Below are 23,435 nucleotides of genomic sequence, written 5' to 3' on the forward strand. Positions count from 1 at the left end.
GCCGCCGTGCGGTCCGGGCCCGCCGGCGGCGGAATCAGCGGTGCACGCGCACGACGCCGGCCATGTTGTCCATGCGGACGTCGGTGATGCGCACGTCCAGCCCCGTGCGGGGCGACTCCAGCATGCGCCCGTCGCCGAGGTAGATGGCGACGTGGGAGATGTAGTCGGGCGCGGTGGGGTCGTTGCGCCAGAAGATCAGGTCGCCGCGGCGGGCATCGGCGAAGTCGAGCTGCTCGCCGGCGAACCACTGGTTGTGGGTGACGCGCGGAACGGACACGCCCGCCTGCTTGAACGCCCACTGCACGAGACCGGAGCAGTCGTAGCCGCCCTCGGACATCGACTCGCCGCCCCACACGTAGGGCACGCCGATCCGCGTCTTGGCGGCCTCGATCGCGGCTTCGAGGGTGGCGCGGTCCAGCGCCTCGCCGGGCGCTCCGGCGGGCCGGGGCCGGGGGTCCTCGGCGAGGAGCTGCAGCGACGCCTCGTCGCCCAGGGCCGTCTTCAGGTCTTCCTGCAGCCGCCACAGGTCGGCCTCGGGCGCGGAGACGATCAGGGCGTTGCCCCGCGGGAAGCCCAGCCGCTCGGCCAGGTTCCGGGAGATCAGCGCGTCGATCCCGGCGACTCCGGAGGTGGCGTGGGTCCACACCTCGCGCGTCACCTTCCCCTCGGCGCCGGCCAGGTCGACCCGGCTGCCCACGTCCAGGCCGCGCTGCTTGCCGGCCTCGTCGGACAGGGCTACGCGGCCCTCGGCGATGCCGCGCCAGATGTCGTCGGATTCGGCGGAGGGCTCGGGTGCGTAGTTGCGGAAGCTGGAGGGGTCGACGCCGAGCACGGCCGTGCTCTCGCCGTCGACGTTCATCCTGGCGGCGTCGACGACCTCGACCGAGTCGACGCCCTTGAGGCCGGCGACCCGCTCGATGCTGCGCTGGGGGATCGACCGGGGCAGAACCGCGAAGTACTCGCGCGAGCGGGCCTTTGCGAAGTCGGCCACCTCGACGTCGTCGCGCAGCTCGCCGGTGTCGCCCACGGGCGGGGAGGACGCGGGGTCGCCGGGTTGCTGCCGGTGCTCGGCGCCGGCCAGCTGCTCCTCGACGGACGGCCGCTGCTGGACCTCGGGCGAGGGGGCGGCCCACACCGGAGCGGCGCCGAAGGCGGTGAACGCCACCGCGAACGCCGCAGTCGTCCCCGCGCACGATTTCCACCGATGCCGCACGTGTACCCCGCTCTCCTGCTATCCGCCGCCGACCGAAGACGTTGCCGACCTTTCGGTCGGCTATAAGCATGGTGTCCCCTCGGTGCCGATTTCAAGCGTCCGAATCGTTAACTGCGGGCGTGTTCGGATCGCCCGCCAGGTCAGCGCCGCCGAACGCGGCAGGAGGGATTTCCACGGCGGCGCGCGGTCGTCGACACAGGGCTCAAGCCTGCGAATAGCGGTCGACGACGGCGATGTCGAGCGGGAAACGGACGGGGGTCCGGCCGAACATCAGCGCCGCCGCCTCGTCCGCGGCGGCGCGCAGAGTCTCGACCGCGGGCTCGGCCAGCGCCCGCGGCACGTGCAGGACCAGCTCGTCGTGCTGGAAGAACACCAGCCGGGCGGCCGGGCCGGAGGCGTCGAGGCCGGCGAGCCCGCGCCGCACCGCCGCCATGAGCACCAGCGCCCATTCGGCGGCCGTGGCCTGGATGACGAAGTTGCGGGTGAAGCGGCCGCGTTCGCGCGCCGCCCGGTCGCTGCGGGCCCGCCCCGGGTCGTCCTGCGCGCCGGCCGGCTCCTGCCAGGCCGGCGGCGGGCAGGTGCGGCCCAGCCAGGAGCGCACCAGCCGCCCCTGCTCGCCGTCGCGCGCGGCGGAGTCGACGTAGTCGACGGCGCGGGGATAGGCCTGGCGCAGCCGCGGCAGCAGTGCGGCTGCGTCGCCGCTGGTCTGCCCGTACATCGCGGCCAGCAGCGCGATCTTGGCACGCTGGCGGTCGCCGCCGAAGGAGCGGGCCAGCCGCGCGTAGAGGTCGTCGCTGCCGGCCGCCGCCGCGAGCGCGGAGTCGCCGGAGACAGCGGCCAGGATGCGCGGCTCCAGCTGGCCGGCGTCGGCGCACACGAGGGTCCGGCCCGGGTCGGCCACCACGGCGCGCCGGAGGGCCTTGGGGATCTGCAGGGCCCCGCCGCCGCGCGCGGCCCAGCGCCCGGAGACCACGCCGCCGACGACGTAGTCCGGACGGAACCGCCCCTGGGAGACCCAGGTGTCCAGCCAGGCCCATCCGTGCGCGGAGTGCAGGCGGGCAAGCTCCTTGTAGCGCAGCAGCAGCGGCACCACCGGGTGGTCGACGCGCTGGAGCACCCAGGCGCGCGTGGAGGGGACCGGGTGTCCGATCGCCTCGAAGGCCCGCAGCAGCTGTGCCGGGGAGTCGGGGTTGACGCTGCGCCCGAACGCCTCGCGGATGCGGGCGGCGAGGTCGGCCAGGACGGGCGGGCGCGCCCCGGCGGACGGGCGCGGGCCGAGGTGCTCGGTGAGGACCGCGTCGTGGATGTCGGCGCGCCAGGGGACGCCCTCGTGGGTCATCTCGGCCGCGGCCAGCGCTCCGGCCGACTCGACGGCGGCCAGCAGCGCGAAGCGCCCGGGGCGGGGCAGCTCGGCGATGCGGCGCTGCTGGTCGGTGTAGACCTCGACCAGCGCATCGAGCGGATCGGTACCGGGCGGCAGTGTCGATCGGTCGGCGTCGAACAGGGCGGGCTGGGGGTGCGCCCCCTCGGCGGCGGCGGGCGCGGGGTCGGGCGGGACCTCGCGGCCGTGCAGGCGCGCCCAGGCCGCCCCCCAGCGAGTGCGCCTCTCCGAAGCGCCCGCGGTAGCCCAGCAGCAGCGCCTCGACCAGGGAGACGTCGTGGCAGCGGGCGATGCGCACGCCGCGCTCCAGCAGCGGCGGATAGAACCGGGCGGCGTCGGCGAGGATCCAGCGCACCGGAGACGAGGAGGCGCCGTCCTTTCCGGCCTGGGGCCGCGGGCGATGCGGCGCGGGGGAGGCGGCGCACCGCTCGTAGTCGGCGACGGCTCCGGCGAGGTCGCCGACCCGCCGCGCGGCGCCGCGCGAGCCCGGCCCGGCGGCCACCTCGCGCAGGCGGCCACCGCCTTCGGTCTCCGCCACCGCCGCGATCCGCATACCCGCAAGTCTGCGCCACGGCGGTGACGAATTCGCCGCGCGGGACCGCCGCGCCGCTCAGCTCCCTGCGCGCACGACGTTGGCCAGCGGCTCGCCCGCGGCCCAGCGCCGCAGCTGCTCGTCGACGAAGCGGCGGGCGCGCGGGTAGAAGGTGTCGGCGCCGCCGGCCACGTGGGGGGTGATGAACACGCCCGGCGCCTCCCACAGCGGGTGGCCGGCGGGCAGCGGTTCGGGGTCGGTGACGTCCAGGGCCGCGCGGATCCGCCCCTTCTCGGCCAGCAGCGCGGCGGTGTCCAGCAGCGCGCCGCGGCCCACGTTGACGACCAGGGCGTCGTCGGGCAGCAGCGCCAGTTCCGCGGCGCCGAGCAGGCCCTCGGTCTCGGGGGTGTGCGGCGCGGTCAGCACCGCGATCGAGGCGTCGGGCAGCAGCCGGTGCAGCTCGTCGATGCCGTGGACGCCCTGATCGGGGCGGGCGCGGCGGGCCACCCGCACGACGTCGCACTCGTTGGGCGCCAGACGCGCCTCCAGGGCGGCGCCGATGCTGCCGTAGCCGACGATGAGGACCCGGGAGTCGGCCAGCGAGCGCGTGTAGTGCGGGGCCCAGCGCTGCGCGGCCTGGTCGCCGGCCCAGCGCGGCAGGTCCCGCTGCGCGGCGAGGATGAGGGCCAGGGCGTGCTCGGCGGTGCTGGCGTCGTGCAGGCCGCGCCCGTTGCACAGCTCCACGCCGTCGGGCAGGTGCTCCAGCGCCCGCTCGTAGCCCGCGGTGAGCAGCTGGACGACGCGCAGCCGGGGCATCCGCCCGATGAGATCCAGCCGCTGGTCGCGGCCGTAGGGAACCACGTAGAACCCGACCTGCGACAGGTCGGCGGCGGGCTCGCCCGCGCCGCCGTAGACGTCGCCGGCGAGCCCCGCCGGCGCGTTCTCCAGGTTCTCGGCCCAGGGCACCAGTACGCGTTCGGCCATCTCTCCCCCACTGCTCGTCGTGGCTGTCATCGCCCGGTCCGGGGCGGACCGCGCCCGCTGTGCCCCACTTCTAGCACCTCGCCGCACTCCGCGGCGGGCGCGGTGGGCGGGGACGGGGCCGCGGGCCCCTCAGCCCGGCCGTGCGGACGGGCGCATCAGCTCGTAGCAGGCGATGGCCGCGGCGGCGGTGACGTTGAGCGAGTCGACCGCGCGCCCGGACATCGGGATGCGCACGCCGGTGTCGGCCTGCTCCAGCCAGCGCGAGGACAGGCCGTCGCCCTCGCTGCCCAGCAGGAGCGCCACCGCTTGGCCGCCGGCGTGCTCCAGCGCGTCGGCGAGCGCGGCGGCCTGCGGGTCGGGGGTCAGCGCCAGCAGGTGGAAACCGCGGCTGCGCAGCTCGTCCAGGCCGCCGTACCAGTCGGCCAGCCGGCTGTAGGGCTGGGTGAAGACCGCGCCCATGGAGACCTTGATCGAGCGGCGGTAGAGCGGATCGGCGCAGCGGGGTGCCAGCAGCACGGCGTCGACGCCCAGCCCGGCGGCGCTGCGGAAGATCGCGCCCACGTTGGTGTGGTCGAGGACGTCCTCCAGGACGACGACGCGGCGGGCGCCGTCGAGCACCTCGCCGGGTGGTGGCAGCGGGCGGCGGTGGAACGACGCCAGTGCGCCGCGGTGCACGTCGAAGCCGGTCAGCCGCTCGACGACGGAGTCGTCGACCACGTAGGCGGGGGCGTCGACCGCTGCGGCGAGGTCGCTGAGCGCGGAGAGGCGGCGCCGGGTGAGCAGCAGCGAGCGGGGCGCGTATCCGGCGGCGAGCGCCCGCCGGATCACCTTGTCGCCCTCGGCCATGAACAGCCCGTGTTCGGCCTCGATGCTCTTGCGCAGGTTGACGTCGCGCAGCCGGACGTAGTCGGCCAGGCGCGCGTCGTCGGGGTCGGGCACCTCGATGACGTCCATGGCCACCGATTATCGGCCGCCCGCGGCGGCCGCGCCGACCGGGCCGACGGAGGGGGCCCGCTAACCGAGCGGGGCGGTCACCGGGCGCAGGCGCTGCCAGCGGGCCTCCTGGCAGGAGTCGGACCGGTCGACCCGGGTGTGGACTCGCTGCCCCTCCCAGGTGCCGGTGATGACGGCCTCCTGGGGCCCGTAGGACTTCTCGGTGCAAACCGCGCCCTCGGCGACCTCGGCGAAGGGGTCGTCGGGTGCGCCCTCGGCCGAGGCGGCGGCCCACTCCGCCGCGACCCGGGCCAGCTCGGCGCAGGCGGCGGGATCGGTCGCGGGGTCGCCCTCACAGGTGAGGTTCTGGATGTAGGCGCGGTGCTCGTCGACGACCTGGATGCGCAGCTGCCCCACCGGGGGCTCCGGGGCGGAACCCACGTCGCTGACGGCGTTGACCGCGGATTCGGTCGCGGGCGGGGGTTCGGGAGCCATGAGGGAACCGCCGACGGCGATGCCGTAGGAGAGGGCTCCGCCCAGGCAGAGGGCGCCCAGGACCGCGGTCCCGACGGAACCGATCACCCCGCGGCGGGGTTTCTGCTTCACCATAGCCGCCACTCTAGGAAGTCGACCAACTACACGGCGCGACTGCGGGACGCGAGTCCGCAACGCCTCCTGCCATCCGCGCTACCCGTGGATGCGCCCGTCGCACCGGGGAACAGGCATCCCGGCGCCGCGCGGGCCGGAGCACTCCGGCCGCAGTGGCGCATGCGTCGCAAGGTACGCAAGATACCGGTCTGAACCGACTACGCATACTAGCCATGTCCGGTAAGAGTGGCCACGCCGGGCTTCCGGTTCGGTCCAGCCTCGACTGTGGCACTTCTCTCCCGCGTTACCTACCAGTAAGGTCACGGCCAAGCACCCGCTCACCCCCGGAGACCACGTGCCCAACGGCCGACACCGCCTGCCCTCGCGCACCCGCACCGCGCTGACCTCCCCCCTGGGGATCACGGCCGCGGTGCTGGCGCTCATCGCCGCGCTGAGCGTGGCCGTGCCCGTCGCCGTGCGCTTCGCCGGGTGCGGCGAGACCCGCTATCTGCGCGTCGCCGCCGCGCTGAGCATCGCACCGGTGCTGCAGCAGGCCGCCGACGAGTTCAACCGGGCCGGACGCGAGTACTCCGGGGTGTGCGTCTTCGCACAGGCCGCCGAGGTGCCGCCGCACCGAGTCATGACCGAGCTCTCCGGCGGGCCCACCGGCCGCTCCACGATCGCGCCCGACGTGTGGGTGCCGGAGTCCTCGGCCTGGATCGAACTCGCCCGCGTCTCGGAGTCGGGCGCGCGCACCATCGACACCGATCCGCGTTCGCTGGTCTCCACGCCCGTCGTCGTCGCCGCTCCCGCCGGAACGGCGGAGTTGCCCGAGCCGGGCGCCGCGCACTGGGAGATGATGCTGCCCGAGGAGCGCCCCGGCGAGCGCCCGCTGGTGATGGTCGACCCCAACCGCGGCACCCCCGGTATGGCGGCGATGCACGCCGTCCGCCGGCACCTGGGCACCGGCGACGCGGCCGACACCGCCATGACCGACTTCGTCCGCGACGCCCAGCCCGACACCGCGTTCGGCGAGATCGATCTGGACGCGGTCTACCCCGTGCCCGCCGGCCCCGCTCCCCTGGCCGTGGTGCCCGAGCGGGCCGTCGTGGAGTACAACCGGGGCGGGCCGCAGACCCCGCTGCAGGCGCTGTATCCGCAGGAGGGGACGGTGAGCCTGGACTACCCTTTCGCCGCGACCAGCGACGACCCGGCCATGCGGGCCGCGGCCGAGGACCTGTGGTCGATCCTGCGCACCGATCCCTACCGCGAGCGGCTGCGGGAGATGGGCTTCCGCGAGCCCGACGGCACCGCCCCGGCGGCGCTGCACGGCGTGACCGGCATCGTCCCCGAGCCGCCGAAGACCCACGGCCTGCTGACCGGCGACGCGCTGCTGTCGGCGGTGGAGGACTGGAACCGGCTGTCCATGCCCTCGCGGTCGCTGGTGCTCGCCGACGTCTCCCGGTTCATGCGGGCCGATCTCGACGGCGGCGACACCACGCGGCTGGAGGTCACCCGCGAGGCGGCGATGCTGGGGCTGTCGCTGTTCCCCGACAACACCGAGCTGGGGCTGTGGCTGCTGTCCAGCCGGCTGGGCGAGTCCGGGCGCGAGGAGGTCGAAGGGCTGGCCCGGCTGGGCAGCGCCGACCGGGGCGACGGAGCCACCCGCCGCGAGGAACTCCAGGAGATCGCCGAGGGCATCGAGCCCGAGGGCGGCGAGCCGCGCCTGTACGACAACATCCTCGCCGCCTACGAGACCGTTTCGGACTCCTATCGCGAGGACCGCATCAACAGCGTCATCGTGCTGACCGCCGGGCGCGACGGCGGCTCCAGCGAGATCTCCCACGACGAGCTCGTCGCCGCACTGCAGGACGGCTTCGACCCCGAGCGCCCCGTCACCCTGTTCATCATCGCCTTCGGCGACCAGCCCGACCGCCAGGAGCTGGCCGACATCGCCGCGGCAACCAGCGGTACCCTTTCGGTCACCGACGATCCGGGCGAGATCGGGGACATATTCCTCAGCTCGATCTCCCGCCGGCTGTGCGTTCCCGACTGCGGCCGATAAGCAGCCCCCCGGTGAACGGCGCGCGACACTGGAGTAACCTCGTTGGCGCTTACGATCGGGTAACGGTGTTACGCGCGGTATCACCTCCTCACGCCGCGCGAGGCCGCTTCGCGGCGTCGCGCGAAGCCCGGCCCACTGGGGCGTTCGCGCCCGAACCATGATCATCGGACACCCGAAATGGGACTTCACGCCCTTTAGAGGTTCTTTAATCCGTGATGTGGAGTTCAGTACCGTTCTGATCCACACCCCCCGCCAGGTAACAGACCCCCGTGAGGAAGACTTTGGGACGCCACCGCGGAAACAACGAAGACGGCGCGGACCTCTGGGACCGCAGTGAGCGCCGGCCCTCCGGCCGCAGTCGGCGCCGCAGGCGGCGCGGGCGCGCCTTCACCGCGCTCGCGGCAGCCTTCGCCATCATCATCGGCCTCGGTATCACCGGCTGGTACGTGCTCGACACCAGCGGCGGCTGCGGCGGGCAGGACGTCCCCCTCAGCGTCGCGGCCAGTCCCGAGATCGCCCCGGCGCTCACGGAGATCGCCGCCGGGTTCAACGAGAACAACGACGGCGTCGACGGGCGGTGCGTGGAGGTCGAGGTGCGCGCCGCGGAGTCGGCCGACATCACCTACGGCATCACCGGCTCGGGCCCCACGGCCGGGGAGACCGAGTCCGACGTGTGGATCCCCGACTCCTCGCTGTGGTCCAACCTCGTCCGCGAGGACTCCGGCGACTCCGCCGCCACCGACACCGGAACCTCGGTGGCCTCCTCTCCCCTGGTGCTGGCGCGTCCGGCCGAGGCCGACGCGCCCGAGGACCGGCCCTCCTGGGACGCGCTCGTGCCCACCTCCGCGCCCACCTCCGACGCCGAGGGCCGGCAGGTGCAGCTGGTCGACCCCATCCGCAGCTCCTCGGGCATGGCCACGCTCGCCCTGGTCGCCGGCGCGATCGGCGAGGAGGAGGAAGGCCGGCCGCAGCTGGTCGCCGCCCTCCAGACCCTGCAGCGCAGCGTCGCGCCCGACCAGGAGGCGGCCTTCAACACCCTGGCCGAGAACCCCGAAGCCTCCAGCGTGCTCGTGCTCTCCGAGCAGGCCGCCTGGGAGTACAACCAGGACCACAGCGACGCCCCGGCGCAGGTCGACTATCCCGAGGGCGGCACGTACATGCTGGACTACCCCTATATCGACCGCACCTCCGACCCGGTGGTCTCGCGCGCGGCCGACCTGTTCCGCGAGGCGCTGACCCGCAAGAAGGCCCAGCAGGTGCTGCTTCAGGACGGTTTCCGCACCGGCGAGGGCGAGGCCGACCCGAAGGTGCTCACCGAGGACGCCGGCTTCCAGACATCGCCCCCCGAGCAGCTGCCCACCCCCTCCACCGAGAACGTGCAGCAGCTCACCCAGGCCTGGAACCGGCTCAACCTCGACTCCCGGATGCTGACGATCGTCGACGTCTCCGGCTCCATGCTCGAAGAGGTGCCGGGCACGGGGATGAACCGGATGCAGACGCTCGCCGCCGCCGGCACCCAGGGTCTGGGCCTGTTCCCCGACGACTCCGAGCTGGGCATGTGGCGCTTCTCGGTGGGAATCAACGGCGACCTCGACTACGAGGAGGTCCTGCCCATCCGCGAGCTGACCGCCGAGGTCGACGGGGGCGCCACCCAAGAGGATGCGCTCGCCAACGCCTTCAACACCATGCAGCCCGTCCCCGACGGCGACACCGGCCTGTACGACACCTACCTCGCCGCCTACCGGCAGATGTCGGACACCTACAAGGCCGACCGGGTGAACTCCATCCTGATGCTCACCGACGGCAACAACGACGACCCCGACAGCATCAGCCTCGACAAGCTGATCGCCACGCTGAAGGAGGAGTCCTCGCCCGTCCGGCCCATCCCGATCTTCACGATCGCCTTCGGCCCCGACATCGACCCGGAGCCGCTGAACAAGATCGCCGAGGTGACGGGCGGAGCCGCCTACACCACCGAGGACCCCACCCAGATCGGCAGCATCTTCCTGGAGGCGTTCTCCCACCGGCTCGACCCCTCCGGCCAGACCGGCTGAGCCCGCCCGCTGCAGGGCACGCGCGCCCGTCCCGATCCCGCCCGCGGCGGGATCGGGGCGGGCGCTCGCTTTGCGAAAGCAAGCGCGACGGATAGACCATCCTTTCCCACCGCGGAGCCCCTATGGACTTCGCCCCTCGCTTCGCGTACTCAAAGGGGGTCGGTATGCGCGGGAGCGGTGAGAGGTGGCTGCTGTGGTCAACGCTTGGATGCCGGGAGCCAAACGAGTCCCCTGCACAAGCCCGGCGGGGGCGCATCTCCAGGGCGGTGCGCCGCGCGCCGTGTGGCTGACCACCGAGTCGGACCCGGGGGCCCTCTCGGCCAGGGCGGTGGCCCAGCGCCTCGTCGGCGACGGCCGCAGCGGGCACCTCGTGTGGAACCCCCGCACCGGCGAGACCGTGCAGCTGCTTCCGGCCACCGCGCCGGCCGGCGGCGAGCTGACCGCGGGTTCCCCCGATCGCGCATGCGAAGGGCGCGTGTGTGTTGTCATCAGAGTGATCGGATGGTCCCATGTCCCGTTCACCGACGCCCCACTGCATGAGCTGACCCCGATCCTGCGCTGGCTGGACTCCTGGGAGATCCCCCGGCGCTGGCCTGCGGGCGCGCCGCCTGCCGTCCTGCCGGTCCGGCGCTCGCGCGCGCAGGAGGAGCGCTTATGGGCGCGCGGCGGCCACTTCGGCCTCTCCCAGGTGCCCGGGGCGCAGGTCGCGGCACCCGGGGCCATCTCACCCCACCGGGTGCTCGCCCCGACCGATCCGCCCCCCGACCGGGCGCGGTCGCTGGCCTCACCCGAGCCGCCCGCGCTGTCGGCGATCGAGCACACGGCCAACGGGGAGCGCCACTACGCCAGCGCGGCGAGCGGCTGACCGCGCGACGGGCACCGGGCGGCGGGCGCCTGCCGGTCGGGGCCGCTCCGCGCACCCTTTAGTCTGTCCGCCATGGGTGGATCGATCGAGCCAGGCTGGTACGCGGATCCGCAGGGCGGGCAGGACCTTCTCCGCTGGTGGAACGGCGACGAATGGACGCAGCACGTACGTTCGCTCGCCGAGCTCCAGGGGGCCGGCGCGGACGCAGACGACGAGGACACCGCTGATCTCAGCGGCTCCCGCGGCGCAGCGGACGACGAGGCCACGGCCCCCGACCTCGGACCCTCGGCGCCGCCTGCCGCCGACGGACCCGGCACGATCCGCCTCGATCCCGGTGGGCGGCCCGGCTCCGCTCCCGGCGGCCCCGCCCAGTCCGGGCACCCCGCCGACCCCGGCCCGGCCATCGGCGACGATCCCGCCACCATGCGCATCGACCCAGGCGGGCCGTCCGCCTCCGCGCCCGGCGGCCCCGCCATCGGCGACGATCCCTCCACCATGCGCATCGACCCGGCACAGCCTGCCCCCGGAGCCGGCTACGACGAGGACGAACCCACCGCCGACCTCACCGGCGGCGGATCCACCATGCGCATCGACCCAGGCGGGCCGTCCGCCTCCGCGCCCGGCGGCCCCGCCATCGGCGACGATCCCTCCACCATGCGCATCGACCCGGCACAGCCCGCTCCCGGAGCCGGCTACGACGAGGACGAACCCACCGCCGACCTCACCGGCGGCGGATCCACCATGCGCATCGATCCTCCGTCCGCATCCGGCCAATCCCACTCCGCGGTCGCCCCCGGCCACGGCGGCGACGAGCGCACCGACGACCTGTCCGGCCACGCCCCCGCCGACGCCACCGCGCGCTTCGACCCCGACGCCACCGCCCTGCCGGGCGCGGGCGGGCCGCGGGGCGAGGAGCGCCCTTCCGAAGCGCCGGGCGCTCCGGCGGCGGGCTCGACGATGCGCATCGACCCCTTCCAGGACAACGACGAGCCCACAGACGACCTGGCCGGCCAGCGGGGCGACGGCGCGCAGAGCGGCGACGCCCCCCGCACCGCGGTGTTCGACCCGAACGACCCGGGCTTCACGCTGGCCGCCGGTGCGGGGGCGGCCGGTGCCGCGGACGCGGCCGGAGCCGGGGCGCAGAGCGCGGCCGAAGGCGGGAAGAAGAAGCGGTTCAGCTTCAACAAACTGCTCGGCGACCTCAAAGAGGGCTGGTCGGAGATCTCCGAGGAGCGCAAGCAGCGCAAGCAGGCCGAGGAGGAAGAGGCGCGCAAGCGCGCCGCCGAGCAGGCCAAGCGCGCCGAGGAGGAGAACGCGCGGCGGGCCGCCGAGGGCCCGCGGCAGAGCCCGCAGGCCGGGCACGGCCCGGGTGCCGCCGCGCCGGGTGCGGCCGAGTCCGGCGGGGCGCCCGAGCAGCCCGCGCCGGCACCGGAGCAGCCCGCGCCCGAGCGCCCCCAGTCGGGTCCGCAGCAGCCGCCCTCGGGTCCGCAGCAGCCCTACACGCCGGGCAGCGGGGCCGCTCCCGGTTTTCCGCCCGCGCCCGCCCAGCCGTCGGGTCCCCAGCAGGGCTACAGCGCACCGCCCCCGCCTGCCCCGCACTCCGGGCCGCAGCAGGGCTACAGCGCACCGCCCCCGCCTGCCCCGCACTCCGGGCCGCAGCAGGGCTACAGCGCACCGCCTCCGGCCTATCCCGGGCCCTCCGGCCCCCAGCAGGGCCGCGGTCCGGGCGGCTACCCGCCGCCGGGGTACCCGCCTCCGGGTTCGCAACCGCCCGCCGCACCGCCGCCCCCGGCCGGGCGGCGCCGCGGGAAGGGACCCCAGCCGCCGGCACCGCAGGGCTATCCGGGCGGCCCGCCTCCGGCGTACCCGCCGCACGCCCAGCCGCCGCGGGCGCAGGGCCCGGGCGGCTACCAGGCGGGCGGCCCCGGCGCTCCGCAGCCCTGGGGCGGTCCCGGCGGCGGCCAGGCACCGTGGGGCAGGCCCGGTGCGCCTGCACCGCAGGCCCGGCAGCCGCGTCAGCGCAAGAAGAAGAGCGGCTGCGGCGGCTGCCTGGGCTGCTTCCTGTTCCTGGTGCTGGCGCTGGTGGCGGCGGTACTCGTCGTCGGCTACCTGCAGTACGCCGGCATCTTCGACTTCATGCGCTACATCGACATGTGATCCCCGGGGTGCGGACGGTCGCGGCAGGCGACCGGCCCCTCTCCGCTCGCGGCGGCGGTGCGGGCTCGCGGGGCGAGGGCAGCCGGTTCGCGCCGCATGCGCGGTGCACCGCCGCCGGGCGGCGGGCCGGCGCGGTCCCTCCCGCACGCCCAACACCGGTGACATGACGTTTCCGAGCCGCCGGGGGCCGGATATCGCGGGTCGTCCGCACGGTGAAACGGCTTAAGCTGGCCGGTATGAACGACTGCTTGGTGTGGATCGACTGCGAGATGACGGGGCTCGACCTCAAGAACGACGCGCTGATCGAGGTGGCCTGTCTGATCACCGACGGCGAGCTGAACCAGCTCGACGAAGGCGTCGACATCGTCATCAAGCCGCCGCAATCGGCGCTGGACCAGATGGGCGAGTTCGTCACGCAGATGCACACCACGTCGGGGCTGCTCCAGGCCCTCGACAGCGGCGTCACCGTGGAGGAGGCCGAGGACCGCGTCCTGGAGCACATCCGGCGCTATGTGTCCGAGCCCAAGAAGGTGCCGCTGTGCGGCAACTCCATCGCCACCGACCGCCTCTTCATCGCCCGCGACATGCCGCGGATCGACGACTTCCTGCACTACCGCATGGTCGACGTCTCCAGCATCAAGGAGCTGCTGCGGCGCTGGTACCCCCGGATCTACTACGCCAGCCCGGAGAAGCACGGCGGCCACCGGGCGCTCGCCGACATCACCGAAAGCATCCGCGAGCTGCGCTACTACCGGGCCGCGGCCTTCGTCGCCCCGCCCGGCCCCGACAGCGCGACCGCGCGCTCCATCGCCGCCGACATCGTCTCCGGGGGCACCGGGCTCGCGGAGCAGCAGTCCGCCTCCGAGGGCGCCGGGGCGGAAAACTGACCGGAGCACCCCCGCACGTGGGCTAGAATCGTCTCGGAACGCAGGCACGGGTTTCCCGGTCCGCGTGCCCATGGTGGGTGTAGCTCAGTTGGCAGAGCACTTGGTTGTGGTCCAAGAAGTCGGGGGTTCAAGTCCCCTCACTCACCCCAGCCGGAAGGCCCCGGTCATCGCCGATGACCGGGGCCTTTCGCATGCGCCGGTCGTGACCGCTTCGCCTGTGTGGACGGCGCGAGTGGGCAGGCTCCCACAGGTTTTCCACAGGGGCGCATCCGGCCCTGCCGCGGACTGGGCGAGCGCGGCTACGATACAGATCCGGTTGGAAACACTGAGCTACCTACCGGTCCGCCGTCCGCCTCGGCCCCACGTGAAAGGAGTCCGCATGGAAGGTCACGCCGCCGCGCACCGGCCCGTTCCCGCGGGCGCTCCCGGCTCCGCGGCCGCGCCCGGACGCTGCCGCACGCTGCCTGGCCGCCCCGCCGGGGCGGGCCGGCCGGGCCGCAGGCGGAACGACGCCGCACACGTGAATCGCCCGGAATCCGCCAACGAGAAAAGCGAATAGCGCACCCGGAACACTCACCCCGGGTTTTCGCCCCTCCGAATGGGAACGCGCCTATTGCCTTGTCCGGCCATTGATCATTTCCGCCCCACCGCCTGCCGAGAGCCGACCGGCCCGCGGATCCGCCGATCCCTGCGGGCATCGGCACCGCCGCCCGCCCGCAGAGAGCGGACTCTAACCCCATTGATCAGAGGCGCACCGTTACCATATGCCGGGACAGTGCACACATGCCCCTTCACCGTCGCACTGCCGAAAAGCCGATCTTCGGCCCATATCCAACCCCCCACCACCGGGAGCCTGTCACGTGAGCCATGACCGGACCAGGTCCGCAAGCGCTGTCGCCCTCCTCGCCGACATCCCGAGCACGGGACACCTCGGCGGCGTGCAGGCGCAGCGCTTCACCCTGGACGGTCCCGACCTCGCCGCGCAGTCCGGCGTGTTCGTCGACTACGCCCGCCACCACGCCGCACAGGGCACCAAGATCGTGGCGCTGTACCCCGACTGGCGCGGCGAGCGCGCACGCCGCGCCGTCGCCTTCGCCCGCGGGGCGCTGCGCGACGACTCCGTGGCGGCCGTCGGCCTGGGCCTGTCTCCCCTGGCGCTGTCCCTCATCGCCGACCAGCTGGCCTACCTGAGCCCCTACCTGCCGGCCGGCATGATCGCGGGCCTGGCCCAGGAGCTCCCCCGCTACACCCTGGCCGGCGGGTGGCTGCGCAGCGTCGCCAACCTCGCCGCCATCCCCACCTCGGTGCCCCAGCACCTGGGCTCGTTCGCTCCCGGTGTCACCTACCTCGCGCTGTGCTCCCCGATCCCGCAGGTGGCGCGGGTGCCCAAGGGCGAGCCCGCCACCCGGCTGCCGTTCCGGCCGCAGGATCCGGTGCAGGTTCTCCACTCCAGCGGCGGCAACGTCGACACAGCGGCGTTCGAGGCGCAGTTCCTGCCCGCACTGGGGGCCGTGGCCTCCCGCCGCCTGCCCGCGCAACCGCTCGGGCCGATCTACTGGGGTTCGCCGAAGTATGTCGAGTTCGTCGCTTTCAGCGCCCACCCCCGCGCCTTGACCGAGCCAGCCCGCACCGTCCGGCCCGCGCCCTGCGCATGGTGCGCGGAACCCACCGTCACTCCGGTGTGCCGGTTCTGCGGCGCCGCCAACACCGTGCCCGCCCAGCGCCCGCACAGCGGGGCGCCCGCCGCGATCCCGAGCGCGCCGGCCGCGCCCGCGCCCGCAGCCGCCCCCGCGTCCTACGCGCACCCGCCCGCCGGTCCCCGCCCGGGCCCGCCCCAGACCCCGGCGCGGCCCGCGCCACCCGCGCCGCAGCCCGACCCCGCCCGCGCCTCCTCCCCAGTCGGCGGCCGCCCCGAGGGCACCCCGCCCCCCGGCGGCGGACAGCCGCCGCAGCCGCACCGGCCGCGGCCCCCCGCTCCGGTCGAGGACGAGGACCTGCCGGTGCCCCAGGCGCTGCCGCCCCTGCCCGAGGACCCCGACGGTCCTCCGCCGGGCGGGCACGCGCCGTCGGCGGCGGCCCACCCGGGCGCCGCACCGCCCCGGTCCGCGCCGCCCGCGTTGCGGCTGCATGCGCCGCCCGGATCCACCGGGCGCCCGGTCTCGGCCCTGCCGTCCGCGGGCGGAGGAGCCGGTGCTCCGCCGCCGTCCGGGCCCGCCGCCGACCACGCCCCTGATCCTCCGGCCGGCCGCGAAGCGCGGCATCCGGCGTCCGCCGAGGAGAGCAGCGATCCGCGGTGGGCGCCGGGCGTGTCCGTCCCCCGTGCCCCCCGATGAGCGCCACGGGGCTGCCCCGCCCCGGCGCCGAGCCCCCCAGCGGCCTTCCGGCCCCCGTCCGCCTAGAAACGGAGCGCCATGAACCCTCGTCAACGGCGCGGCATCCTGCTCATGATCGTCGCCGCCCTCGGCGGCATCGCCGTGTTCGCCACGGTCGTCTCCTACGTGAACACGCTCAACAGCGAACTCGGCAGCTACCGCACGGCGCTGCGCCTGACCCAGGACGTGCAGCCGTACCAGGAGATCACCCCCGACATGCTGGAGGAGTACGAGGTCCCCGCGCGCTTCTTCGACCCCGAGACCTTCATCGGCGGCTTCGATGAGATCACCGAGGAGGCCGGCCGGCTGCCGGTGGCCTCCAGCGCGCTGCGCGAGGGCGAACTGCTGCAGCGCAGCATGGTCATCGCCGCACCGGACCTGGCCGAGGGCGAGCGCGAGATCGCCATCATGGTCGACGCCGAGACCGGCGTGGCCGGCAAGGTGGGCCGCCAGTCGCGAGTGGACGTCTACGCCACCTTCAACGCGGGCGAGGGACAGCCCCAGCCGTGCGCCTACCGGGTGCTGACGAACATCGAGATCCTCGACATCGGCGACGTCGGCTCCACCATCGACGAGACCACGGGCGACACCGACAGCGTCGTCCCGGTGACCTTCAGGCTCACTCCCGACCAGGCGCTGAACCTCACCTACGCCGAGGCGTTCGCCTCCAGCCTGCGACTGGCCGCCGTCAGCCCCAAGGGCGCCGGCGACCCCGGCGGCGCGGAGTTCTGCGCCGCGGACCAGCTCGACCAGATCCAGGCCCAGTCCGACGCACCGGCCGAGGCCGAGTCCGGCGAGCAGACCGAGCAGCCAGAACAGACCGAGGGCAGCTGATGGCCGACTACCAGGTGATGCTCGGCGTCCCCTCGGCCGAGCTGGAGGACGTGCTGCGCGCGCGCTTCGACGGCCTGCTCGACACCGAGGTGGTCGGCGTGCACCGCACCTCCGCGGAGATCGCCGACAGCGCCGGGCAGGTACCCACGCTCGACGTGGTCCTCGTCCACGAGCGGCTGGGGCCCCAGCCGGTCTTCGACCTCATCCGCGACCTCTCCCGCAGTCGGCCGCAGCTCGCCGTCATCCTCGTCGTCGACGAGGTCGACGCCGACACCTTCACCGACGCGATGGAGGCCGGCGCGCGCAGCGTGCTGCCCGCCGACGCCTCGGCCGACCAGATCGGCCAGCGCGTCACCGCCGCCGCCGACTGGTCGCGCACGCTGCGCCGCCACCTGGAGGCCGCCTCGCTCGACGTCCCGATGGACGGCCGCAAGGGGTCGATCGTCACCTTCAGCGGCGCCAAGGGCGGCGTGGGCACCACCACCAGCGCCATCCACCTGGCGCGGGCCGCCGCCCGGTCGGGCCGGGTGGTGTGCCTGGTCGACCTCGACCTGCAGTCGGGCGACGTCCCCGGCTACTTCGACCTCAAGCACCGGCGCAGCATCGCCGACCTCGTCGAGGCCGCCGACGACATCAGCGCCTCCATGCTGGCCGAGACCCTCTATGTGCACCCCGAGGGGGTGCACATCCTGCTCGCGCCACACGACGGCGAGCGCGGCGAGGACGTCACCGGGCGCGCCACCCGCCAGATCCTCACGGCGCTGCGGTCGCGCTACGACCTGGTCCTCGTCGACTGCGGCACCGCGACGACCGAGGCCAGCGCGATGGCGGTGGAGCTCGCCGACGCCGCGGTGCTGCTGGTCACGCCCGACCTCCCCGCACTGCGGGCGGCCCAGCGGGTGGTGGCCATGTGGGGCAGGCTGCAGATCCGCGACTCCCACAACGTCACCGCGCTGCTGATGCGCCACAGCCGCAAGAACGAGATCCAGCCGGACTTCGCCCGCAAGCTGCTGGCCACCCCCATCCTGCGCACGGCCGTCCCGGCCGCCTACCGGGCGGTGGAGGAGGCGTCCAACACCGGCGACCCCGCGCGCATCACCGACGAGAACCTGCTGCGCGCCTTCGCCCAGGTCGCGGCGGAGCTGGGGCTGCTGCACCGGCCCGACTCCCCCTACGACCGCGACGCACCGGCAGAGCCCGCCCAGCACGCGCCGCCCGGATCCTCCGCTGCGCACGCCGAACCCGCCGGACCGCTGGAACGCCGCGCCCGGGCCTGGCGGCGGCGCGGCGACTCCGGAGCGCTGTTCGTGGAGTTCGCCTCCACGCTGCCGTTCGTCGGGCTGGCGCTGCTGCTGACGTGGCAGATCCTGCTTGTGGGGCTGACGGGCATGTTCGCCTCGCACGCGGCCAACGAGGGCGCGCGCCAGGCGGCGATCGACCCCTCCGACCACGAGGCCATCACCGAGGAGGCCGCCAAGCGCATCAGCCCGCCCTGGAACGACGACGACACCCTGCACGTGGAGGTCGTCGACACCGGCGCCGGGCAGGCCGTGCGCGCCAGCATCGCCACCCCGGTGTTCCTGCCCGGCGTGGACGGCCCGTGGGAGATCAGCAGCCAGGCGCTGATCATCGGCGAGGACCCGGGCGAGCCCGCACCGAGCGAGGAGCCCGCCCCCGAGGAGGAGGCCGGCGGCCTATGAGCGGTCCGAGGGGGTGGCCACCCGTGCGCCCGGGCGGACGCGAGGCGCCCGCGGTGCCGCGGCGCACGCGCCGGCGGCGCCGCGGCGACCGGGGCTCGCAGATCCTGGAGTTCGCCGCCTACTTCCCGCTGTTCCTCCTCGTCGCCACGATCGCACTGGAGACCTTCTTCGCGTTCATCGCCGCCGAGCGGATGGAGCACGCGGCCCGCGCCGCCGCCCGGGCGGCGGGCCGCGAGGGCGTCTCCGGCGCCGAGTCCACCGCGCGCGCCGCCCTGCCCGCGTGGCTGAACCAGGCCGACGTGGAGGTGGGCGGCAACGGGCGCGGCGGGTACTACACCGAGATCACCGTCGACTTCCCCCTGATGTTCCCCACTCCCGGCTTCGACCTCGACCTCTCCCGGCGCGTGGAGATGCCGCTATGACCGCCGCGGCCCGCGCGTGCCTCCCCGCGCCGCCGTCCGACCGCAGGTAGGACCCATGGGACTCAAAGACCGCCTCACCGACGACCACGCCAACGAGCACCAGACCGACCAGATCGCGCACTGGCGGCAGCGGCTGCTGCGCGAGGTCAACCTGGACGACATGGCCATGCTCACCCTGGAGCAGCGCCGCGCGCGGCTGGAGAAGGTCGTCGGGCACATCATCTCCCGCGAGGGACCGGTGCTCAGCGACCGCGAACGCGGCGGGCTGGTGCGCCGCGTCGTCGACGAGGCGCTGGGGCTGGGCGTGCTGGAGCCGCTGCTGGCCGACGAGAGCATCACCGAGATCATGGTCAACGGCCCCGACAACGTCTACGTCGAGCAGCGGGGGCGCGTGCACCGCATCGACACGGCCTTCACCAGCGAAGAGCAGCTGATGCAGACCATCGACCGGATCGTCTCGCAGGTGAACCGGCGCATCGACGAGTCGAGCCCGATGGTCGACGCGCGGCTGCCCAGCGGCGAGCGCGTCAACGTGATCATCCCGCCGCTGTCGCTGAGCGGCCCGGTCATCACCATCCGACGCTTCCCCAAGCCGTTCACCATCGAGGAGCTGGTGGCCAAGGGCAGCGTCGACGGCACCACCGCGGTGCTGCTGGCGTCGCTGGTGCGGGCGCGGTTCAACGTGATCATCTCGGGCGGGACCGGCACCGGTAAGACGACGTTCCTCAACGCGCTCTCCAGCTTCGTGCCCGCCGACGAGCGGGTCATCACCATCGAGGACTCCGCCGAGCTGCAGCTGCAGCAGGAGCACGTCATCCGGTTGGAGGCCCGCCCGCCCAACATCGAGGGCGCCGGCCAGGTCACCATCCGCGACCTGGTCCGCAACTCGCTGCGCATGCGCCCGGACCGCATCATCGTCGGCGAGGTCCGCGGGTGGGAGACCCTGGACATGATGCAGGCGATGAACACCGGCCACGACGGCTCCCTGGCCACGGTGCACGCCAACTCCGCCGAGGACGCGGTGTACCGGCTGCTGACACTGGCGTCGATGTCGGAGGTGAAGATCCCCTTCGAGGCGCTGCGCGACCAGATCAACGCGGCCGTCGACGTCATCGTGCACCTGAGCCGCTACCCCGACGGCTCGCGGCGGGTGTCGCAGGTGGGGGTCGTGGCCTCGCAGCGCGACGAGGAGTTCCGGCTGGAGCCCCTGCTGCGCTTCCACCCCCATCCCGACGACGGCAGCGGCTGGGTCAAGGGGGAGTTCCGCCGCTACCGGCTGCCCCGCCACGTCGCCGCCCGCATCCGCGCGGCCGGCGAGTCGGTGCCCGCCGCCTTCGGCGTGCAGCAGGACAACGGCCACCGGCCGCCCCGCCCCGATACCGCCCCGCCCTCCCCGGAGGTCCCCCGGTGATGTACACGGCAGTCATTCTGGCCTCGGCGCTGGTCGTGATCGGCCTGTTCGTCTTCGGCCTGGTGCTCTACATCGACGGCGCCATGCAGCGGCGGCAGCTGGCCTCGCGCAGCGCGCTGCACGAGGTCGAGCGGCGCGCCGGCACCCCGCTGGCCCGGCTCGACGTACTGCTGCGCCGCACCGAGCCGGGGCAGCGCATCGAGTACCGGCTGGCGCGCGCCGGGGTCAAGGTGAAGGTGTCGACGTTCGTGCTGCTGATGGTGTCGGCGGCGGTGCTCGCGGTGGTCTTCGTCTGGCAGGCGCTGGCGCCGGTGTTCGGGCTGGCGGCGGCGGTCGGCGTGGGGTTCGCGTTCTTCGCCTACCTCAAGCGCCAGGAGGAGCGCCGCAAGGAGGCGTTCACCGCGCAGCTGCCCGAGCTGGCCCGTGTGCTGTCCAACGCCACCCAGGCGGGGCTGGCGCTGCCCACCGCCATCGACATGGCCGCCGAGGAACTCGACGATCCCGCCGGCGCGGAGCTGCGGCGCGCCGCGGAGTCGATGAAGCTGGGCCTGTCGTTCGAGGAGGCGATGCACGAGCTGCGCCGGCGCATGCCCTCCCGGGAGATCGGCGTGCTGATCTCCACCCTGCTGGTCTCGGCGCGATCGGGCGGTGCGCTGGTGTCGGCGCTGCGGTCGATCTCGGAGACGCTGGAGGAGCGCAAGGAGTCCCGGCGCGAGGTGCACACCATCCTCACCGAGACCACCTCGACCGCGTGGGCGCTGCTGGCGATGGGGGCGGGTGCGCTGTTCCTCGTCAACGTGATGCAGCCCGACGCGATCCGCACGATGACGCAGAGCGCCGTGGGCACCCTGGTCCTGGCCCTGTCGTGCGGCCTGTTCCTCACCGGGTTCGTCCTCGTCCGCCGCATCACCACCCGCATCGACATCTGACCGGCACACCCGTCGACCGCCCGCAACCCCCTCGACCCGCAGGAGCCCTCATGACCCTCGCGCTCATCCTGGCGCTCGGCCTCGCCGCCGCCGCGGTCGTCGCGGTCTTCTGCTGGGGCCTGTACCTGTTCACCAAGCAGAGCGAGGTGGCCGGCGACATCACCGTGGCGCCGCCCAAACGCCGACGCCAGGCCACGTTCATCCTGAACCGTGTCACCGAACTGATCGGCCGCCCGTTCCTCGGGGTGGTGCGCGAACTCGTGGGCGAGGAGCGCCAGGAGAGCATCCGGCTGCGCATCGAGGCGGCGGGCCGCCCGGAAGGGCTGACGGTGGAGCGCTACCTGCAGCGCAAGACCGGCGAGGTCCTCCTTTACAGCAGCGCGTCGCTGCTGCTGCTGACCCGCGGCCAGACCACGCTCGCGCTGCTGGCCCTGGCGTTCGTCCTGCTGACCGACGCCGAGCTGATGCTCAAGACCCGCAAGCGCCAGGACGACATCCAGCGCGAGCTTCCCGACTTCCTGGACGTCCTGGCGGTCAGCGTCGGCGCCGGTCTCGCCTTCCGCCAGGCCCTGGCCCGGGTCGCCGACGCCATGCCCGGCACCCTTGCCGAGGAGTTCCGGGTGGTCCTGCGCCAAATGGACCTGGGCACCAGCCGCAAGGACGCCTTCCAGGCCCTGCGCGAGCGCAACTCCAACGACGCCCTGGGCAAATTCGTGACAGCCATCCAGCAATCCGAGGAACTGGGCGCCCCGCTCTCCCACACGCTGCTGACCATCGGCCAGGACATGCGCCGCCAAGACGCCCAATACATGCGCCGCAAAGCCCAGCGCATCAACCCAAGAGTCACCGCGATCACCGCGGCCACCATGCTCCCCGGCCTCCTTCTCCTGGTCGGAGGAGCAATGATCCTCGGCTCGGGAGTCGACTTCGGAGGTGTCTTCACTGGATGACTTGTCCACAACCGCCCACCTGCCCCTACCCAACAGGACGCGGCGGCCGTAACTTGATAACAGCCGCAGGGGCACCCACACCCCACAAGCACTTCCGGGAGGGCTGAATGCACAAACGACTGTTGTCCCTGCACATCCGAACACGAGAAATGATCTTGCACCGCCTCGCCACCCACGGGAGCGACAGGGGCGGAAGCCTGCTGGAGTATGCGGCGGTGATCATTCTGGTGGGGGGTGTTGCTGTGGCGATCATGCAACTCGAAGTGTTCAATGAGATCCCCACGCGCATCGCTACGTCCATCCAGGAAGTATTGAACCCCGGGGAGTGAACGATAGGACCGTGCGCCCATGATGCGAGCAGCGCCGACCGCCGCTGAAAGCGAAGACGGCCAGGCCAATCTTTTCTTACTGGTGGGTCTGACGCTATCGTTGATTGCCGTCATGTTGCTCTTCGTGAGACTGGGGAACGCCAACGCCCTCCGAAGCGACGCCCAGAGTGCAGCGGATGCCGCCGCCTTGGCGGCCGCAGGGATCGCCCGCGACAATGCCGCTGAGGCTTTGGCCAATGACGAAATTCCCTACAGCAGGCTATACGAACCGGCACGGGGACGATCCGCGGCGGAGCACTATGCCCAGGAGAACGGCGCGGTGCTAAAAGACATCCGCGCGAGCGACGACAGTCAGGGAAACCTGGGAAACATCGTCCGCGTGGAGGTTTCCACCGAAGCCTGTCAGAACGAATTAGAACAGGACGGCGGCCGGGACTGGACCGACGTCGGCTGCGACAGTGAATCGGAACCCGATTCCTCTCACATCGGAAACGCAGCTGCCATAGCGGAGGTCGTCGTTCCGGAGTGCGACTACATGATCGGCGACATCGATATCATCGGGCTCACGTGCGAGGGCGAACCGGTCCAGAGCTTCAGTCACGCACAGCAACTCATCGATGTGCGCCTTACGGACAGCGAGGGCCGTTACATATACAACCCCCTGGACAGCAACCCCGATTTCGCCGCCTCATCACAAGAAACGACGACATGACATTCCGGGTGCCACCGATATCGAAAGAGCGCGGCCGCCGCCGGAAGTATTTCCTGACCGCTGTACCAGTAGCGGCGGTCATGCTCACTTCGTGCGTAGGCCCAGACTCCGGGAACA

The 23,435-nt window shown here is 73.2% G+C and carries 18 protein-coding genes, 1 tRNA gene and 1 pseudogene; 15 read left to right on the plus strand and 5 right to left on the minus strand.

Features of this window, described 5'->3' with window-relative positions; genetic code table 11:
• Positions 1-34 precede the first annotated feature (34 nt).
• The 5 genes and pseudogenes from FZ103_RS15270 to FZ103_RS15290 all read right to left on the minus strand — a co-directional run bounded on the left by FZ103_RS15270 (position 35) and on the right by FZ103_RS15290 (position 5,652).
• The gene (locus tag FZ103_RS15270; protein ID WP_186356355.1) at positions 35-1,213 is read right to left on the minus strand and encodes an NlpC/P60 family protein; all 1,179 of its coding nucleotides are present in this window, start codon (positions 1,211-1,213) and stop codon (positions 35-37) included.
• A 202-nt stretch (positions 1,214-1,415) separates the two neighbouring features.
• Positions 1,416-3,147, minus strand: a pseudogene (locus FZ103_RS15275) (bifunctional 3'-5' exonuclease/DNA polymerase).
• Positions 3,148-3,204: 57 nt separating this feature from the next.
• Complete coding sequence (locus FZ103_RS15280; RefSeq protein WP_156002369.1) at positions 3,205-4,110, minus strand: 2-hydroxyacid dehydrogenase; 906 nt, start codon at positions 4,108-4,110, stop codon at positions 3,205-3,207.
• 129 nt (positions 4,111-4,239) lie between these two features.
• Positions 4,240-5,064 (minus strand): RNA methyltransferase, encoded by an 825-nt coding sequence (locus FZ103_RS15285; RefSeq protein ID WP_156002004.1) that lies wholly within the window; start codon positions 5,062-5,064, stop codon positions 4,240-4,242.
• A gap of 60 nt (positions 5,065-5,124) precedes the next feature.
• Positions 5,125-5,652 (minus strand): hypothetical protein, encoded by a 528-nt coding sequence (locus FZ103_RS15290; protein ID WP_156002007.1) that lies wholly within the window; start codon positions 5,650-5,652, stop codon positions 5,125-5,127.
• Positions 5,653-5,986: 334 nt separating this feature from the next.
• Between FZ103_RS15290 and FZ103_RS15295 the strand changes: the two genes are divergently transcribed.
• From FZ103_RS15295 to FZ103_RS15365, 15 genes are all read left to right on the plus strand, one after another.
• Positions 5,987-7,696 carry a substrate-binding and VWA domain-containing protein gene (locus tag FZ103_RS15295; RefSeq protein WP_186356356.1) on the plus strand — a complete coding sequence of 570 codons (1,710 nt, stop codon included), beginning with the start codon at positions 5,987-5,989 and terminating at the stop codon, positions 7,694-7,696.
• 269 nt (positions 7,697-7,965) lie between these two features.
• Positions 7,966-9,750 carry a substrate-binding and VWA domain-containing protein gene (locus FZ103_RS15300; RefSeq protein WP_343233548.1) on the plus strand — a complete coding sequence of 595 codons (1,785 nt, stop codon included), beginning with the start codon at positions 7,966-7,968 and terminating at the stop codon, positions 9,748-9,750.
• A gap of 280 nt (positions 9,751-10,030) precedes the next feature.
• The gene (locus FZ103_RS15305) at positions 10,031-10,615 is read left to right on the plus strand and encodes a hypothetical protein (protein ID WP_343233549.1); all 585 of its coding nucleotides are present in this window, start codon (positions 10,031-10,033) and stop codon (positions 10,613-10,615) included.
• 72 nt (positions 10,616-10,687) lie between these two features.
• Positions 10,688-12,772: a hypothetical protein gene (locus FZ103_RS15310; protein ID WP_156002010.1), complete on the plus strand. Its 2,085-nt coding sequence runs from the start codon at positions 10,688-10,690 to the stop codon at positions 12,770-12,772.
• 236 nt (positions 12,773-13,008) lie between these two features.
• Positions 13,009-13,659, plus strand: coding sequence for an oligoribonuclease (orn, locus tag FZ103_RS15315; RefSeq protein ID WP_156002013.1), 651 nt, complete (start codon positions 13,009-13,011; stop codon positions 13,657-13,659).
• 73 nt (positions 13,660-13,732) lie between these two features.
• Positions 13,733-13,808, plus strand: a tRNA-His gene (locus tag FZ103_RS15320).
• 711 nt (positions 13,809-14,519) lie between these two features.
• Complete coding sequence (locus tag FZ103_RS15325; protein ID WP_186356358.1) at positions 14,520-15,992, plus strand: hypothetical protein; 1,473 nt, start codon at positions 14,520-14,522, stop codon at positions 15,990-15,992.
• Between the two features lie 78 nt (positions 15,993-16,070).
• The gene (gene cpaB / locus FZ103_RS15330; RefSeq protein WP_156002015.1) at positions 16,071-16,865 is read left to right on the plus strand and encodes a Flp pilus assembly protein CpaB; all 795 of its coding nucleotides are present in this window, start codon (positions 16,071-16,073) and stop codon (positions 16,863-16,865) included.
• Positions 16,865-18,565: an AAA family ATPase gene (locus FZ103_RS15335; protein WP_156002018.1), complete on the plus strand. Its 1,701-nt coding sequence runs from the start codon at positions 16,865-16,867 to the stop codon at positions 18,563-18,565. Before cpaB ends, FZ103_RS15335 begins: the two co-directional genes overlap by 1 nt.
• Positions 18,562-18,987, plus strand: a complete 426-nt coding sequence (locus tag FZ103_RS15340; RefSeq protein WP_156002021.1) for a TadE/TadG family type IV pilus assembly protein — start codon at positions 18,562-18,564, stop codon at positions 18,985-18,987. Before FZ103_RS15335 ends, FZ103_RS15340 begins: the two co-directional genes overlap by 4 nt.
• A 55-nt stretch (positions 18,988-19,042) precedes the next feature.
• A complete protein-coding gene (locus FZ103_RS15345) occupies positions 19,043-20,398 on the plus strand; it encodes a CpaF family protein (RefSeq protein WP_156002024.1) in 1,356 nt (451 codons plus the stop codon).
• Positions 20,398-21,327, plus strand: a complete 930-nt coding sequence (locus FZ103_RS15350) for a type II secretion system F family protein (protein ID WP_156002027.1) — start codon at positions 20,398-20,400, stop codon at positions 21,325-21,327. The genes FZ103_RS15345 and FZ103_RS15350 overlap by 1 nt, the downstream gene beginning before the upstream one ends.
• 50 nt (positions 21,328-21,377) lie before the next feature.
• On the plus strand, positions 21,378-22,277 hold the full coding sequence (locus FZ103_RS15355) for a type II secretion system F family protein (protein WP_156002029.1): 900 nt from the start codon (positions 21,378-21,380) through the stop codon (positions 22,275-22,277).
• Between the two features lie 107 nt (positions 22,278-22,384).
• Positions 22,385-22,606 carry a hypothetical protein gene (locus FZ103_RS15360; protein WP_156002032.1) on the plus strand — a complete coding sequence of 74 codons (222 nt, stop codon included), beginning with the start codon at positions 22,385-22,387 and terminating at the stop codon, positions 22,604-22,606.
• Positions 22,607-22,625: 19 nt separating this feature from the next.
• Positions 22,626-23,318: a pilus assembly protein TadG-related protein gene (locus FZ103_RS15365; RefSeq protein ID WP_156002035.1), complete on the plus strand. Its 693-nt coding sequence runs from the start codon at positions 22,626-22,628 to the stop codon at positions 23,316-23,318.
• Positions 23,319-23,435: the final 117 nt, after the last annotated feature.

The organism is Streptomonospora sp. PA3 (genome assembly GCF_009728995.1).
Taxonomy (GTDB): domain Bacteria; phylum Actinomycetota; class Actinomycetes; order Streptosporangiales; family Streptosporangiaceae; genus Streptomonospora.